14 protein-coding genes and 1 pseudogene are annotated in these 14598 nt (G+C 68.5%); 7 read left to right on the top strand and 8 right to left on the bottom strand.

Going from position 1 to position 14598, the window contains the following annotated elements:
- Window positions 1-4: 4 nt before the first annotated feature.
- Window positions 5-1165 carry a helix-turn-helix transcriptional regulator gene (locus ACQR3U_RS13665; protein WP_230810688.1) on the bottom strand — a complete coding sequence of 387 codons (1161 nt, stop codon included), beginning with the start codon at window positions 1163-1165 and terminating at the stop codon, window positions 5-7.
- A 101-nt stretch (window positions 1166-1266) separates the two neighbouring features.
- On the opposite strand from ACQR3U_RS13665, the gene ACQR3U_RS13670 reads away from it, so the two are divergent.
- Entirely contained in the window at window positions 1267-1920 is a 654-nt protein-coding gene (locus ACQR3U_RS13670; RefSeq protein WP_230810689.1) for a hemerythrin domain-containing protein, read from the top strand.
- Between the two features lie 21 nt (window positions 1921-1941).
- Here the strand turns inward: ACQR3U_RS13670 and ACQR3U_RS13675 are convergent, their stop codons facing one another.
- Window positions 1942-2346: an SdpI family protein gene (locus ACQR3U_RS13675; protein WP_016691037.1), complete on the bottom strand. Its 405-nt coding sequence runs from the start codon at window positions 2344-2346 to the stop codon at window positions 1942-1944.
- A gap of 96 nt (window positions 2347-2442) precedes the next feature.
- On the opposite strand from ACQR3U_RS13675, the gene leuS reads away from it, so the two are divergent.
- Window positions 2443-5310, top strand: a complete 2868-nt coding sequence (gene leuS / locus ACQR3U_RS13680; protein ID WP_006550876.1) for a leucine--tRNA ligase — start codon at window positions 2443-2445, stop codon at window positions 5308-5310.
- A gap of 68 nt (window positions 5311-5378) precedes the next feature.
- Here leuS and ACQR3U_RS13685 read toward each other — a convergent pair whose 3' ends face one another.
- The 3 genes from ACQR3U_RS13685 to ACQR3U_RS13695 form a co-directional block, all read right to left on the bottom strand.
- Window positions 5379-6038 (bottom strand): hypothetical protein, encoded by a 660-nt coding sequence (locus tag ACQR3U_RS13685; protein WP_019290499.1) that lies wholly within the window; start codon window positions 6036-6038, stop codon window positions 5379-5381.
- A gap of 59 nt (window positions 6039-6097) precedes the next feature.
- Window positions 6098-6718, bottom strand: coding sequence for a CsbD family protein (locus tag ACQR3U_RS13690; protein WP_230810690.1), 621 nt, complete (start codon window positions 6716-6718; stop codon window positions 6098-6100).
- Window positions 6719-6783: 65 nt separating this feature from the next.
- A complete protein-coding gene (locus ACQR3U_RS13695) occupies window positions 6784-7611 on the bottom strand; it encodes an alpha/beta hydrolase (RefSeq protein ID WP_230810691.1) in 828 nt (275 codons plus the stop codon).
- A gap of 144 nt (window positions 7612-7755) precedes the next feature.
- Between ACQR3U_RS13695 and ACQR3U_RS13700 the strand changes: the two genes are divergently transcribed.
- The 3 genes and pseudogenes from ACQR3U_RS13700 (at window position 7756) to ACQR3U_RS13710 (ending at window position 10017) form a co-directional block, all read left to right on the top strand.
- Entirely contained in the window at window positions 7756-8139 is a 384-nt protein-coding gene (locus ACQR3U_RS13700) for a nuclear transport factor 2 family protein (protein WP_024102517.1), read from the top strand.
- Window positions 8139-9019 (top strand): annotated as a pseudogene (locus ACQR3U_RS13705) (alpha/beta fold hydrolase). The gene ACQR3U_RS13700 and the pseudogene ACQR3U_RS13705 overlap by 1 nt, the downstream one beginning before the upstream one ends.
- On the top strand, window positions 8974-10017 hold the full coding sequence (locus tag ACQR3U_RS13710) for a DUF6777 domain-containing protein (RefSeq protein WP_230810692.1): 1044 nt from the start codon (window positions 8974-8976) through the stop codon (window positions 10015-10017). The pseudogene ACQR3U_RS13705 and the gene ACQR3U_RS13710 overlap by 46 nt, the downstream one beginning before the upstream one ends.
- Before the next feature lie 38 nt (window positions 10018-10055).
- On the opposite strand, the gene ACQR3U_RS13715 is transcribed toward ACQR3U_RS13710, so the two are convergent.
- Together ACQR3U_RS13715 and ACQR3U_RS13720 are read right to left on the bottom strand one after the other, a co-directional pair.
- Complete coding sequence (locus ACQR3U_RS13715; RefSeq protein ID WP_037217432.1) at window positions 10056-10727, bottom strand: SDR family oxidoreductase; 672 nt, start codon at window positions 10725-10727, stop codon at window positions 10056-10058.
- 10 nt (window positions 10728-10737) lie between these two features.
- Window positions 10738-11442, bottom strand: coding sequence for a SanA/YdcF family protein (locus tag ACQR3U_RS13720; RefSeq protein WP_006550869.1), 705 nt, complete (start codon window positions 11440-11442; stop codon window positions 10738-10740).
- Window positions 11443-11482: 40 nt separating this feature from the next.
- On the opposite strand from ACQR3U_RS13720, the gene ACQR3U_RS13725 reads away from it, so the two are divergent.
- Together ACQR3U_RS13725 and ACQR3U_RS13730 are read left to right on the top strand one after the other, a co-directional pair.
- Window positions 11483-12493: a PHP domain-containing protein gene (locus ACQR3U_RS13725; RefSeq protein ID WP_019290504.1), complete on the top strand. Its 1011-nt coding sequence runs from the start codon at window positions 11483-11485 to the stop codon at window positions 12491-12493.
- A 3-nt stretch (window positions 12494-12496) separates the two neighbouring features.
- Entirely contained in the window at window positions 12497-13939 is a 1443-nt protein-coding gene (locus ACQR3U_RS13730) for a flavin-containing monooxygenase (protein ID WP_230810693.1), read from the top strand.
- A gap of 4 nt (window positions 13940-13943) precedes the next feature.
- Here ACQR3U_RS13730 and ACQR3U_RS13735 read toward each other — a convergent pair whose 3' ends face one another.
- Window positions 13944-14564 carry a class I SAM-dependent methyltransferase gene (locus ACQR3U_RS13735; protein WP_193902864.1) on the bottom strand — a complete coding sequence of 207 codons (621 nt, stop codon included), beginning with the start codon at window positions 14562-14564 and terminating at the stop codon, window positions 13944-13946.
- Between the last annotated feature and the right edge of the window lie 34 nt (window positions 14565-14598).

The raw sequence follows: 14598 nt of genomic DNA on the forward strand, positions 1-14598 counted from the left end.
GGGGTCAGCCTAGGGTGCGGGCCTCCACCGGCGCCGTCCTCGTTCCGCTCTCGTCGAACCATCCGTCGGGTCGCAGGTCGCCACCGAACCGGGGCATGCACTCGGTACACGCGAGTCGCGAGACTAGGCTGCGCCGGCTGTTCACACCGGTCTTGGTGAAGATGTTCTTCAGGTGGTCCTGCACGGTGTACGGGCTGATGAACAACCGACTCGCGATCTCGTTGCGAGACCGTCCGGCGAGCACTTCGACGAGTACTTCCGATTCGCGTGGCGTCAGACCGTAGGCGGCCGTGACCAGGGCGACGATCTCGGGCAGGCGTGCCCGCTCGAAGGTCATGACGACGCGGCCGGTCTCGTCGAAGATCGCGGCGCGCAGTACGAGCCATTCGCCGTCGAGGGTGCGGACACGCACATCCGCGGGCACGGGTCGTGTTCTACGGACCTGACGGGCGATCACATGCGCCGGTCCGGGGCGCCCCCGAGCGGGACTCTCCCAGCCGAGGCGTTCGAAGAAGATCATCGCTGCGGCAGTGACGGAATCGAATTCGTCGTCCGCCCCGATTACCACCACGGCCGGACCCGAGCATTCGCAGGCGGTGCCCTCGACGACCGTGTTCCGTGTTCGTGCGGATGCGTGCCGGATCAACGTGGTGCGGAATCCGTTCGCGATGTCGTCGAGAACGTCGTCGAGCATCGTGAGTTCGGCGTCGGAGAAACCTCGGCCCGACGCGCGGAGCAGATCACCGACACCCCAGCACCGACGGTCTCCGTCCCGGAAGACCAGCTGCACTTCGTGTCTCATGCCCAGATGCGACACGAGTTCGAGATACCGCCTGTTGCCGTATCCCGGTCCGCGGCCGGAGGGTTCTTCGATCCGCCGCACTCCGGACCGGTGCTGCATGAGCGCGTAGAGGCTGTCCGGATCGAGGTCCGGACCGTACTCGAACTCGATCGACAATCGGAGTACCTCGGCTGGGTCGTCGAGGCCGCGGGTGGTGAAGCCGGTGGGAACCCCGACGGCCGGGTCCACGGGTGCGACACAACCACCGTCGTACGGAATGAAAGCGCCGAGCACATCCATCACGAACTCGCGAAACTGCGCCCCGTCCGCAGCCGCGGATGCTGCGCCGTGGATGCCTGCCCTCAACCGCTGTGCAGAGCGCATATCCCGAAGTATCCCCCTCGAATGTGGGATTGAGAACACCTCACGCGGCGACGAGGCTCCATGGACACGGGGACATTCATACGGAAGTCGAGGTACCCGCCATGACCACCACTCACGCCACGCCGTTGTCCGCCGAGGATCTGGAGGTCGTGCATCTGATCCACTCCGCTCTACGCCGGGACACCGAACGTCTCGCCGACTTCGCGCAGAAGTGGCGGACCGCCGATCCCGGCACGCACGATGCGCTGCTCCTCGGCCGGCACGGATTCAGCGCCGAACTGCACACGCACCACTCCGTCGAGGACGTCTACGTCTGGCCGTTCATGCGGCCACGCCTCGCACACGATGCGGGGGCGATGGAGGTGCTCGATGCGATGGAGGCCGAACATTCCGTGATCGACCCGGCGTTGGCGGAGATCGAGGCTGTGCTCGACGACCGGGAGACGGCGACCGAGCGGCTCGGCGGTCTGCTCGACGGTCTCGTCACGTCGCTGGGTGCTCACCTCGCGCACGAGGAACGGGACGCCTTCCCGCTGATCGAACAATCCATCACCAAGGAGGAATGGCACGACATCTCGATGCGGGCGTTCGCGCAACTGGACAAGCGCGAGGTCTCCGAAATGCTGCCCTACCTCTTCGATGGAGCACCGAAGGACCGCGTGGCCGTCGTGCTGAAGAGTCTCCCGGTACCGGCGCGGGTGCTCAACCGGTTCTGGTGGACACCGCGCTACGCACGGGAGCGCCGCTGGGCGTGAGGACTGCCGGTGGGAGGACCGTCAGGCGGTCGGCTCGCACGCCCCGCGCAGGCTGCACGCCCCGCACGAGGTACCGCAGCCGGCTGTCTCCTCCGGCTTCGTCGCCGCAGCGACCCGCGCTGCGACGGATCCGCCGGCTCCGGCGGTGATCAGGGCGGCCACCACGGTGACGACGACTGCGATGATCCCGGCGACGGTGGGCAGCGTCAGCGACGCGACACCACCGAGGGCGAGGAGCACCGCGGACCCGAGCATGCTGGGTGCGGCAACCTTGTTGGCCAGGGCGAACGCCTCGTCGTCACGCAGCGCGTCGGGGGTGCGCACACCGGCCCAGCGGTTGCGCGGGAGCTTGCCGGTCAGTGCCGCGACACCCACCGCGCCGACGACGAGAGCGAGCACGAAGAGCAGGACAGCGACGATGAGCACCCGACCAGGATACGCGGCCGGTGGTGCCACCGGTCTGCGCGGGTGCGGGCACGTTCTACCCTGGTGGGAGCACTCACACGCCCGGCCGAGTAGATAGTGATCACCGTGACCCGTCCCGAACAGACCTCCCAGCACGAACCCGGCAGCACTCCGCAGCATCGGTACACCGCCGAGCTCGCGGGGCGGATCGAGCAGCGCTGGCAGGAGCTCTGGCGCGAGCGCGGCACCTTCCACGCCCCCAATCCGGTGGGCGATCTCGCCGGCGAGGTGCCCTCCGACAAGCTGTTCGTGCAGGACATGTTCCCGTACCCCTCGGGCTCGGGCCTGCACGTGGGGCACCCGCTCGGGTACATCGCCACCGACGTGTATGCGCGCTTCAACCGCATGCAGGGCCGCAACGTGCTGCACACCCTCGGTTACGACGCCTTCGGTCTGCCGGCCGAGCAGTACGCCGTGCAGACGGGCACGCACCCGCGCACGACCACCGAGGCCAACATCGGGAACATGAAGCGGCAGCTCTCCCGGCTCGGTCTCGGGCACGACGAGCGTCGCTCGGTCGCGACGACCGACGTCGACTTCTACCGCTGGACGCAGTGGATCTTCCTGACGATCTACAACGCCTGGTACGACCGCGAGGCCGGCCGGGCGCGTCGCATCTCCGAACTCGAGGCCGAATTCGCCGACGGCACGCGTCGTCTCGAGGACGGACGCGACTGGGCGTCGCTGTCGGAGGGTGAGCGCGCCGACGTCATCGACTCGTACCGCTTGGTCTACCGGTCGGATTCGCTCGTCAACTGGTGCCCGGGTCTGGGCACGGTGCTCGCCAACGAGGAGGTCACGGCCGACGGCCGCTCCGAGCGCGGCAACTTCCCGGTCTTCCGGAAGAACCTGCGCCAGTGGATGATGCGGATCACCGCCTACTCCGACCGCCTGATCGACGATCTCGAGCATCTGGACTGGACCGACAAGGTCAAGTCCATGCAGCGCAACTGGATCGGGCGCTCGCACGGCGCCCAGGTGAAGTTCGCCGTCGCCGACCACGATTCGGCGATCGAGGTGTTCACCACCCGGCCCGACACCCTGTTCGGTGCCAGCTACGTGACCCTCGCTCCCGAGCACGAACTCGTCGACCGGATCGTCGCCGCGTCCTGGCCCGAGGGCGTCGACCAGCGCTGGACCGGTGGCGCCGCCGATCCGGCTGCCGCGGTCGCGGCCTACCGCGCGTCGATCGCCGCGAAGTCCGATCTCGAGCGGCAGGAGTCGAAGGAGAAGACCGGTGTCTTCCTCGGCGCCTACGCCGTGAACCCGGTCAACGGCGAGCGACTGCCGATCTTCATCGCCGACTACGTCCTCACCGGCTACGGTACCGGCGCGATCATGGCCGTTCCCGGCCACGACCAGCGCGACTGGGAGTTCGCGACCGCCTTCGGTCTGCCCATCCGCGAGGTCATCTCCGGCGGCGACGTCACCGCCGAGGCGTACACCGGCGACGGTGTGCTGGTGAACTCCGGCCTGCTCGACGGTCTCGACGTCGCCGAGGCGAAGAAGACGATCGTCGCGAAGCTCGAGGCGGACGGCGCCGGACGCGGCACCATCCAGTACAAGCTGCGCGACTGGCTGTTCGCGCGGCAGCGGTACTGGGGCGAGCCCTTCCCGATCGTCTACGACGAGCAGGGACGCGCCCATGCTCTGCCCGAATCCGCTCTGCCCGTGGAACTTCCCGAGGTGGAGGATTACGCGCCGGTCTCCTTCGATCCGGACGACGCCGATTCCGAACCGTCCCCGCCGCTCGCGAAGGCGGTGGATTGGATGAACGTCGAGCTCGATCTCGGCGACGGCCTGAAGCGCTACACGCGCGACACCAACGTGATGCCGCAGTGGGCCGGCAGCTCGTGGTACCAGCTGCGCTACATCGACCCCACCAACTCGGAAGCCTTCTGTGACAAGGAGAACGAGGCGTACTGGACCGGCCCGCGGCCGGAACTGCACGGCCCGAACGACCCGGGTGGCGTCGATCTCTACGTCGGCGGTGTCGAGCACGCGGTGCTGCACCTGCTGTACGCGCGGTTCTGGCACAAGGTGCTCTTCGACCTCGGGTACGTCACCTCCTCGGAGCCGTACCGTCGCCTGTTCAACCAGGGTTACATCCAGGCCTACGCCTACACCGACTCGCGCGGCGTGTATGTGCCGGCCGAGGAGGTCGTCGAGCGCGACGGCACGTTCTACTGGACCGGCCCGGACGGTGAGCAGGAGGTCGCTCGCGAGTACGGGAAGATGGGCAAGTCGCTCAAGAACTCCGTCAGCCCCGACCAGATCTTCGACGAGTACGGCGCCGACACCCTGCGCGTCTACGAGATGTCGATGGGCCCGCTCGACCAGTCGCGTCCGTGGGCGACCAAGGACGTCGTCGGCGCGCACCGCTTCCTGCAGCGCGTGTGGCGTCTCGTCGTCGAGGAGGAGGGTGGCGCGCTGCGCGTCACCGACGACACCCCCGGCGACGACACGCTGCGGGCGCTCAACAAGACGGTCGCGGGTGTGTCGGACGACTTCACCCACCTGCGCGACAACACGGCGATCGCCAAGCTCATCGAGTACACGAACCACCTGACCAAGCAGTACCCGTCGGGTGCGCCGCGCAGCGCCGTCGAACCGCTCGTGCTCATGCTCGGCCCGGTCGCCCCGCACCTCGCCGAGGAGATGTGGTCGCGTCTCGGACACACCGAATCGCTTGCGCACGGCCCGTTCCCGGTCGCCGACGAGAAGTGGCTCGTCGAGGACAGCGTCGAGTACCCGATCCAGGTCAACGGCAAGGTGCGTAGCCGCATCACCGTCCCGGCCGACGCCGCACCCCACGCGATCGAGGCCGCCGCGCTCGTGGACGAGAAGATCGCCGACTTGCTCGGCGGTGCCGCACCGCGCAAGGTGATCGTGGTTCCCGGCAAGATGGTCAATGTCGTGAAGTAGCAACCGCTTACGACGGACGAGACCCCGGTGCACAGGATGCACCGGGGTCTCGTCGACTACAACCGGGATCAGGGGTGCTTGTGTTCGATCTTCTCGAACTCGGCGACCTCGCCCGCATCGTGCGCGCGCTCCTCCGCTTCCTTCGCCTCGAGCTGCTTGGCGACGGCATCCTTGAGGGAGACCTTGGCGGGCTCGGCGGCCTCCTGCTCGGCCTTGCGGATGCGCTCCTCGTCCTTCTTCTTCGCGGTCTCGGCGGCCTGGCGCTTCGCGGCGGCCTCCTGGTCGGCCTTCGCGGTCTCGGCGGCCTTCTTCTGCTCGGCCTCCTTCTCCGCCTGCTTCGCGCGTTCCTGCGCACGCTCCCGGGCCTGCTCGACTTCGTTCTCGCGGTCGCGTCGCGCGGCTTCCTGCTGGGCAGCGGCACGTTCACGCGTTCGACGGAGTTCGGCGTCTGCCGCGCGCTTCTCGGCCGCGGCCTGCGCGTCGAGTTTCTCCGCGCGCTTCACCGCCTCGGCGCGTTCGGTGGCGAGCGCCCCGCGGGTGGCGATCTCCTGGTCGTCGAGCACGCTGCCGACGATGCCGTCCAGCATGCCCAGCCCCCGCTCGTACATCAGGCGCGGCGGGGCGTCGGTGGGCAGGAACCGCAACTGCTGCTCGATCAATCCCAGTGGGAAGCGGGCGATCTTGTACTGCAGTCGCAGAACGCTCTTGGGCAGAGTGGCGAGGTTCATGGGCGCATCTCCAACTTCGATGGGGGTACAGCTCCGGTAGGGAATGTCGGTGGTGTTCGTCAGCGATCCGGCTCGTCGGTCAGCGTGCGTTCGAGGGCTTCGGCCTTGCGGCGTTCCTCTTCGGCCTGGAGGCGTGCACGTTCGGCGTCGTGGGAGGCTCGTCGGTGGTCCTCGTGGGCGGCCGCGACCTCTGCGGCGGCATCCGTGACCTGCTCGTTCTCCTCGCGACGTGCCTGTTGTTCGGCGGCTGTGGCCTCACGGGCGGCGTCGGATCGCCCTCGGACGATGTTCTCCTGATGTTCGAGGTCGGCGGCCTGTTTGCGGACCCGTGCCTCCCGCTCGGCCTGCGACTCGACGGCGCCGGTCCGCTGCTGCACGGCCTCGCGTTCCTGTTGTCCGGCCTCGCGGACGGCGTCGAGCTGTTCGACCGCCTCGTCGCTCTCGGCCTCGGCCATGTGCGAAAGGGTGTCGGCCTTCCTGGTCTGCCGAGCCTGCTCCTGTTCGAGACGGCCTTCGGTGGTGAGGGAGTCGTTGCCGGTCAGAGCGCCGGCGACCTCCTTCGCCTTACCGACCACGGTCTGCTTCAACCCGAGGCGTGCCTTGTCGGCCGGACCGGGGCGAGCCCTGTCGGATGCACCAGGGCGAGCCCTGTCGGATGTGTTGTCTTCGACCACGGTCATCTCCTTCCGTACGGGACACGAAGGGGACGGCCCCCATGGCTTGGGGTAGCCAGACGCGGTCGGCTTCAATCCTCGAGAGTCTCGAGAGGGTGGATGTGCGCGCCGACGAAGTCGACGACATCGCCCAGGACCTCGTCCTGATTCGTCTCGTTGAAGATCTCGTGCCGCGCTTCGGGATAGGTCTTCGACGACGCCCCGCGACCTGCCAGCGACGACCATCCGGTGGCGGTGCCGTCGAGGGGAACCAGTCGATCGTCCTCGCCGTGCAACCACAGCACGGGCACGTCGTCGACGGCACCGGCGGCGGTGATCGTGTCGATGCAGGTCTTCAGCGCCTGCACGGTGGTGCGCTTGAACGGGCCGTGCCAGACGAGCGGGTCGGCCACGTAGGCGCGACCCACCTCGGGATCACGGGAGAGGGTGGACGGATCGATGGGGGTATCGGGGATCTCCTCGGTCGTGAGCAGGGCGTCGACGGCCGCCCACCTGCCGAGGACCGGGCCGGACAGGACGACCGCGGCCAGTTCCGAGCCGTATCGCTGCGCGTACCGGGCGGCGATCATGCCACCCATCGAGTGTCCGACGAGCACGACCGGCAGGTCGGGATGCTCGCGTCGCGCCGTGAGATCGAGCAGACGGAAATCGTCGACCACCTTCTCGAAGTCGTCGATCAGGACGCGTTCGCCGTCGCTGAGACCGTGACCGATGTGGTCCACCGCGTAGACGGCGGCGCCGTCGGCGACGAGGCGCGCGGCCACATACTCGTAGCGTCCGCAGTGCTCGCCGTAACCGTGGCACAACAACGCCACGTAGCGCGGGGCCTCGCCGACCCACGTGCGGGCTGCGAGAGCACCGGCGTGTCCGTCGAGGGTGAAGGCGACAGCGTCGATCATCGGGTCTCCGATCGTTCCGGGTGATGGCGATGTCATCCTCCTCCGGCGCGGGGGTCTTCCGAGTGGGAATCGCGAGTGCATCCGCGGATCCGGCCCACTACCGTCGAATTGAAACGTGTTCCCGATTCGAACGAAGGAGACCCTATGGCACCGAGTCGGGACGCGATCCGCACCACCGTCGAGAACTACGTGAAGTCCGTGGCCTCCGGCACCGTCGACGATGTCCTCGCGCTGTACGCACCGGGCGCTACGGTCGAGGATCCGGTCGGCACGCCGGTCCGCGCCACCGAGGCCGAGATCCGCGAGTTCTACGGAGTGGTCGAACCGCTCGCGCAGACCGGTGAGGTGATAACCCTCAAGGTCGCGGAGAACAACGCCGCTTTCGTGTTCCGCCTGGTCACGCACCTGGGTGAGCAGGATCTGGTCATGGAGGTCGTCGACGTGATGACCTTCGACGACGACGCGAGGATCACGAGCATGAGGGCGTTCTGGAGCCAGGAGGACATGCAGACCGTCCCCGCCTCCTGATGGACAGCCTCATCGTCGAGGTCGATGGTTTCACGTGGAACATCGACGATCGGGGCGACGGACCCGCGGTCGTCATGTGCCACGGCTTCCCCGGCCTGGGGTATAGCTACCGGCACCAGTTCGCGCCGCTCGTCGATGCCGGATACCGTGCCGTCGCCCCCGACATGCCCGGCTACGGCCGAACCGGCCGCCCCCGGGAGGCCGAGGAGTACACGAACGTCGCGATTTCCAATCGCCTCGTCCGACTGCTCGACGTCCTCGGGATCGACAGCGCGGTCGTCGTCGGTCACGACTTCGGTGCGCCCGTCGCATGGACGACGGCGCTGCGACATCCGGACCGCGTCGCCGGTCCGGCGGATACCGCTATCGCGACGTATGGTCGCATCCGTCCGAGAGACGCGGATACCTCGACGTGCTGCACACCGCTCCCGAGTTGCCGTGGGATTGGCTCACCGACGACGAACTCGCCCATTACGCGTCCGAGTTCGCCCGCACCGGATTCGGCGGAGGTCTGTCCTGGTATCGCGCCTACGACGCGAACTGGGAGGCGTCGCGTCCCTACGAGGGCGCGAAGGTGCAGGTACCGACGCTGTTCGTGGCCGGCGACCGGGATCCCGTCATCACGATGTCGGGGTCGTCGGCGCGCGAACGGATGCGTGCCTTCGTCCCCGATCTGCGCGGTGTCCACCTGCTCGAGGGCGCGGGGCATTTCGTGCAGATGGAACGTCGCGACGAGGTGAACAACCTCCTCCTGCGTTTCCTCTCCGGATCCGGATACCGACGAGAACCGCCGAACAACACTTTCACCGGCGATCATCGACCTAGCATGACGGCGTGGCCAGCGACACGGTTCGTGGATTCGGTCTGGCACTCGCCCTGACGGCACTGGTGGCGGGTGCCTGCTCGTCGGGCAGTTCGGTCGAGACGACGACGCCCGTGCAACTGCATGTCGCCACCGCGCAGGACGACCCGTGGACGCCGCGTCTCGTGCCGCCGCAGGTGCCGGTCGCGGTGCCGCCAGCTCCCCCCGAAGTCGTCGAGGAAGGCGGTGATCCGGTCACCGCGACCGCCGGGACCCCGGCCGTTTCCGGTGATCGGCCGGCGCTCTACGGGGGCAGTCTCGACCGGCCCCTGTGCGATCGCGAAGGGCTCATCCGTCATCTGGAGGAGGATCCCGCCAAGGCCGAAGCGTGGCGCGGTGTCCTCGGCGTGCCCGACATCCGCGGCTACACCGACACCCTCACGGCGGTCCTGTTGCGCGCCGACACCCGGGTGACCATGCACGAGTACCGCGACGGTGCGGCGCGGCCCGTGCAGTCGCTGCTCGAACGCGGCACGATCGTCCTCGTCGACGAACTCGGTGTTCCGCGCGTGCGGTGCGTGCGCGGCAATCCGCTGTCCGCGCCGGTGCTCACCGGAAACGACGAACTCGAAGGTCCGAAATGGCCCGGACTGAACGCCGAGCGGATGTTCGTCGTCCAGCCCGCCGCGACTGCCGTGCGGGAGTTGGAGGTCATCGACATCACGACCGGCGCGATGGTCCCCGTGCCGGTCGGTGAGGCCCTGCCGAAAACCATGGCTCCGGCCGCACCGGAGACCACGGAGGAAACCCGCCCGGAGACCGAGGCGCTGCAGGTACCCGTTCCTGCACCGCGGCGCGATCCGGTGCCGGAAGCCGCGGCACCACCACCGCCTCCTCTCCCGGAACCGTCGCCTCCGCCTCCCCCCGCTCCGGAACCGCCGCCACCGCCGCCGGCTCCGGAACCCGCTCCGGCACCGGCACCCCCGCCGGCGCCGCGGGCTCCCGCGCCGCCGCCTCCGCAGATCCAGATCCAGATTCCGGGCGCTCCCCCGGTCGTGATCCCCCTGCCGTTCTGAGCCGCCTGCCGTTCTGAGCCGTCAGCTCTTTCGAGTCGTCAGCGAGGACGCAGAACGACCTCGGTGGGGTGGGCGTCGACCGGCGCCTCGACGACCTGCCGCACCGCACGCGCCACCGTGCCGGGGCTGAGGAACTGCGACGGGTCGTACTCGCGGCCCTCCGACGCGACGATCGCGCGCTGCATGTCCGTGTCGATCCGGCCCGGGTGGATCGAGGTGACCCGCAGCGCGGGTTCCTCCTCGCGCAGCGCGTCGCCGAACGCCCGCAGTGCGAACTTGCTCGCGGCGTAGGCACCCCACCCGGGGCGAACGCGCAGACCCGCCCCCGAGTTGATGAGCACCACGTGGCCGTTCGCGGTCCGCAGGGCCGGTAGCAACACCTGCGTCAGGGCGACGACGGCGACGACGTTCGCCTCGAACGTCTCGCGCCACTGCCGGGGCTCGCTGTCGGCGATCGTGCCCAGTTCGGCGACGCCCGCGTTGTGGACGAGCACGTCGAGCCGATCGATGTCGGCGGCGGCCGCGGCGACGGCGACGTGATCGAGCAGGTCCACGGGCCACGGCGTGGCGTCGGGCAGTTCCTCGAGGATCGCATCGAGCGACTCGCGACGTCGTCCGCCGAGGAGCAGATCGTGGGTGGGAGCGAGTTCCTGGGCGATCGCGGCGCCGAGACCGCGACCCCCTCCGGTGACGAGAGCTGTGGGGCGCATGATCACGAGCCTAGGAAGCAGACGGTGGGGCGGCCACCGCACCGTGCTCGAGACCGGCCAGGATCTCGGCGAGCCGGTCGTCCGGAGGGGTCTCCACCGCCGGGTCGCGCGGGAACCGGAGTTCGAGGAACGCCTTGGGTCGCGACAGCACGTACTCGCGCGCCAGATTCCTCAGCCGCGTGCGCAGTCGCACGTCGTTCGCGGCGCGGACTCCGGCGATGTCGATGCCCGCCCGCCGGCACAACGCCACTGCGCGCGGAAGGTGGAAGGCCTGGGTCGTGATCAGCGCCTGCCGCACGCCGTAGGTGGCCACCGCACGCCGGGCGGTGTCGTAGGTGTCGAGACCGTACGGGTCGGCGACGATCCGTTCCCGGTTCACACCCTGCTCGACGAGATACGCGATCATCGCCTCGATCTCGTCGCCCGAGGTTCCGGCCCCGTCGCCCGAGACGAGCACGGCTTGCACCCGTCCCCGTGCCATCAACGCGACCGCGACGTCGAGGCGGCTGCGGAGCACCCGCATCGGACGGCCCTCGTGCACCCGCGCGCCCGGCACGATCACCACCGGGGCGGGCGGCGCGCCGTCCACCTCGTACATGAGGTCCTTCGCTTCGGACGCCACGCGGGCGGAGACGAGTGTCAGCGCGGACACCGCACCGACGACCAGTGCGGAGACCGCACCGAGGGGGGACGACGACCGGACGGATTCGAGCATGCGTCCCAGATTACGGACGCCCGGCGGCCACAATGGAGCGGTGGACCCCGTCGACGCACTCCGCGAAGTCGCCTTCTGGCTCGAACGCGAACACGCCGACACCTACCGTGTGCAGGCCTATCGACGCGCGGCGGAGGTGCTCGCCGAGGTGAGCGACCACAAGCGGGAGGTTCTGCGGAAGACCGACTCGTGGACCGATCTGCCGGGCGTCGGGAAGAAGACCGCGACGGTCGTCCGGGAGTCGTTCGACAAAGTGCCCGCCTATCTCGAGCAGTTACGCGAGGAGGCCGACCCGATCGGGCGCGGTGGCCGCGACCTGCTCGAGTCCCTGCGCGGCGACCTGCACACCCACTCGAACTGGTCCGACGGCGGCAGTCCGATCGACGAGATGCACCGCGTCGCGTCGACGATGATCGGGCACGAGTACTTCGCCCTCACCGACCACTCCCCTCGCCTGAAGGTCGCGAACGGGCTCACCGCGGAGCGGTTGCGCTCGCAGCTCGCCGTCGTCGCGGAGATCAACGAGAACGACAGTGGTTCAAGGATTCTCACGGGTATCGAGGTCGATATCCTCGACGACGGGTCGCTCGACCAGGACGAGGGGCTGCTCGCCGAACTCGACGTCGTCGTCGCGAGCGTGCACTCGAACTTGCGGGCCGACCGGTCGGCGATGACGAAACGCATGCTGCGTGCGGCGGCGAATCCCCACGTCGACGTCCTCGGGCACTGCACCGGCCGGCTCGTCGCCGGGGGGCGCGGAAACCGTCCCGAGTCGAAGTTCGACGCCGAGAAGGTCTTCGCCGCATGTCGCGACCACGACACCGCCGTCGAGATCAACTGCCGGCCCGAACGCCGCGACCCGCCGTCGCGTCTCATCGACCTCGCGCTCGAGACGGGCTGCCTGTTCTCCATCGACACCGATGCGCACGCACCCGGGCAGCTCGACTGGCTCGGGTACGGTTGCGAACGTGCCGTCGAGCGGGGTGTCGAACCCGAACAGGTGATCAACACCTGGGAGATCGACGACCTGCTGGCGTGGGCCGACAGGTAGGAGATGCGCGTGGAACACGTCGACGTACTGATCGTGGGAGCCGGATTGTCCGGCATCGATGCCGGTTACCGGTTGCAGACACAGTGCCCGGATCTCGGGTACGCCATCCTCGAGAGTCGCGACGCGATCGGTGGTACGTGGGATCTGTTCCGCTATCCGGGGATCCGATCGGACAGCGACATGTACACGCTCGGCTTCCCGTTCCGCCCGTGGCGGGGCGAGAAGTCCATCGCCGACGGCCCCGACATCCTGCAGTACATCCGCGACACCGCCGCCGAATTCGGCATCGACCGACGGATCCGATTCGGCCACAGGGTGATCGATGCATCCTGGTCGTCGGAGGACGCCCGGTGGACGGTGCGTGCCTCGACCGGGCAGGGAACCGTCGAGATGTCCTGTTCCTTCCTCTATCTCTGCAGCGGCTACTACAGCTACGAGTCGGGTTACCTCCCCGACATCCCCGGTCTGCAGGACTTCGCGGGCACGGTCGTGCATCCGCAGTTCTGGCCCGAGAACCTCGACTACGAGGGGAAGAGGATCGTGGTGATCGGCAGTGGCGCCACGGCCGTCACGCTCGTGCCCGCCCTGGCTGAGAAGGCCGAGCACGTGACGATGCTGCAGCGCTCCCCCACCTACGTGATGTCGCTGCCCGCGCGCGACCCGATCGCGACGCGGATTCGACGCCTGTTGCCGGACAGGGTGGCCCACCGCGCAGTGCGGATGAAGAACGTCGTAGCCAATCTCGGCTTCTACCAGTTCTGCCAGCGGTTCCCCTCGGCCGCGAAACGCATGTTGCGCACCCTCACCGAACGTCGCCTACGCGGCAGGATCCCGGTCGATCCCCACTTCTCACCGCGCTACGACCCGTGGGATCAGCGACTGTGCGTGGTCCCCGACTCCGACCTGTTCCGCACCTTGCGCGTGGGGAAGGCCGAGATCGTCACCGACCGGATCGACACCGTCACCGAGAAGAGTGTCCGCCTCGAGTCCGGCCGCGAACTCGAGGCCGAGATCCTGATCCCCGCGACGGGTCTGCAACTGGTGCCTGCGGGCGGAATCGAGTTCGTCGTCGACGGGGAGAAGATCGACCTCTCGGCCCGGTTCATCTACCGTGGCATGATGCTCGACGGCCTGCCCAATGCCGCGATGTGTCTCGGCTACACCAACGCGTCGTGGACCCTGCGTGCCGATCTCGCGTCCCTCTACGTGTGCCGGTTGCTGCGGTACATGCGACGCAACGGTTACCGTTCGGCGGTGCCGAGGTATTCGGGCGACGGGCGTACCCGCCCGCTTCTCGGTCTCGACGCCGGGTACATCCACCGCGCGGAAGGTGCTCTGCCCAAACAGGGTGCGCGCAGCCCGTGGTTGATGCGGCAGAACTATCTCCTCGACCTGCCCACCATGCGGCTCGGGCGTGTCGACGAATCGATGCAGTTCACGCCCTGACCCGTCAGCGCCGCCGCGCCGCCAGGTGGACGTCGGGGAAGCGATGATCGGTGTCGGGGCGGCCGACCGTCCGCCACACCTCGTCGAATCCGGCGTCGGACAGGGCCGCGGCGAGACGATCCGGGTGCCACCGCCACGCCGGCGCCACCGCGTGATCGAACTCCACCACTTCGCCGGGGGTGTCGGTGGTCTGGCCCGCGATGAGCACCACGCCGCCGGACGGAACCCGCTCCGACCACGCGTCGAGGATCCTGGGGATCTCGGACGGCGGAACATGGATGAGGCTGCACCGTGCGATGATCGCGCTCGGAACCACTCCGCGGAGTTCGTCGGACCCGAGTCGCGCGTCGTCCCGCACGAATCGCAGCGCGGGGTAGGCGCCCCGCGCGATGCGCAGCATCTCGGTGCTGGGATCGAGGCCGATCACGTCGAGTCCGCGGTCGGCGAGATCCGCGGCCACGTATCCGGGCCCGCAGCCCACGTCCAGCACGACACCCTGCACCTGGCTCTGGCACACCATCTCGGCGAAGGCGGCGACGGTGTGGCGTTCGAGCGGAGTCAGGTACGGATCGGGAAACAGCTCGACGTACAGATCCGCGAGGGCATCGTATCCGGGCTGGGTCACTCCGGCATGGTACGACGGGCCGCGATGAGTTCGA

Source organism: Rhodococcus sp. IEGM1339, from assembly GCF_050321925.1.
GTDB lineage: Bacteria > Actinomycetota > Actinomycetes > Mycobacteriales > Mycobacteriaceae > Rhodococcus > Rhodococcus pyridinivorans.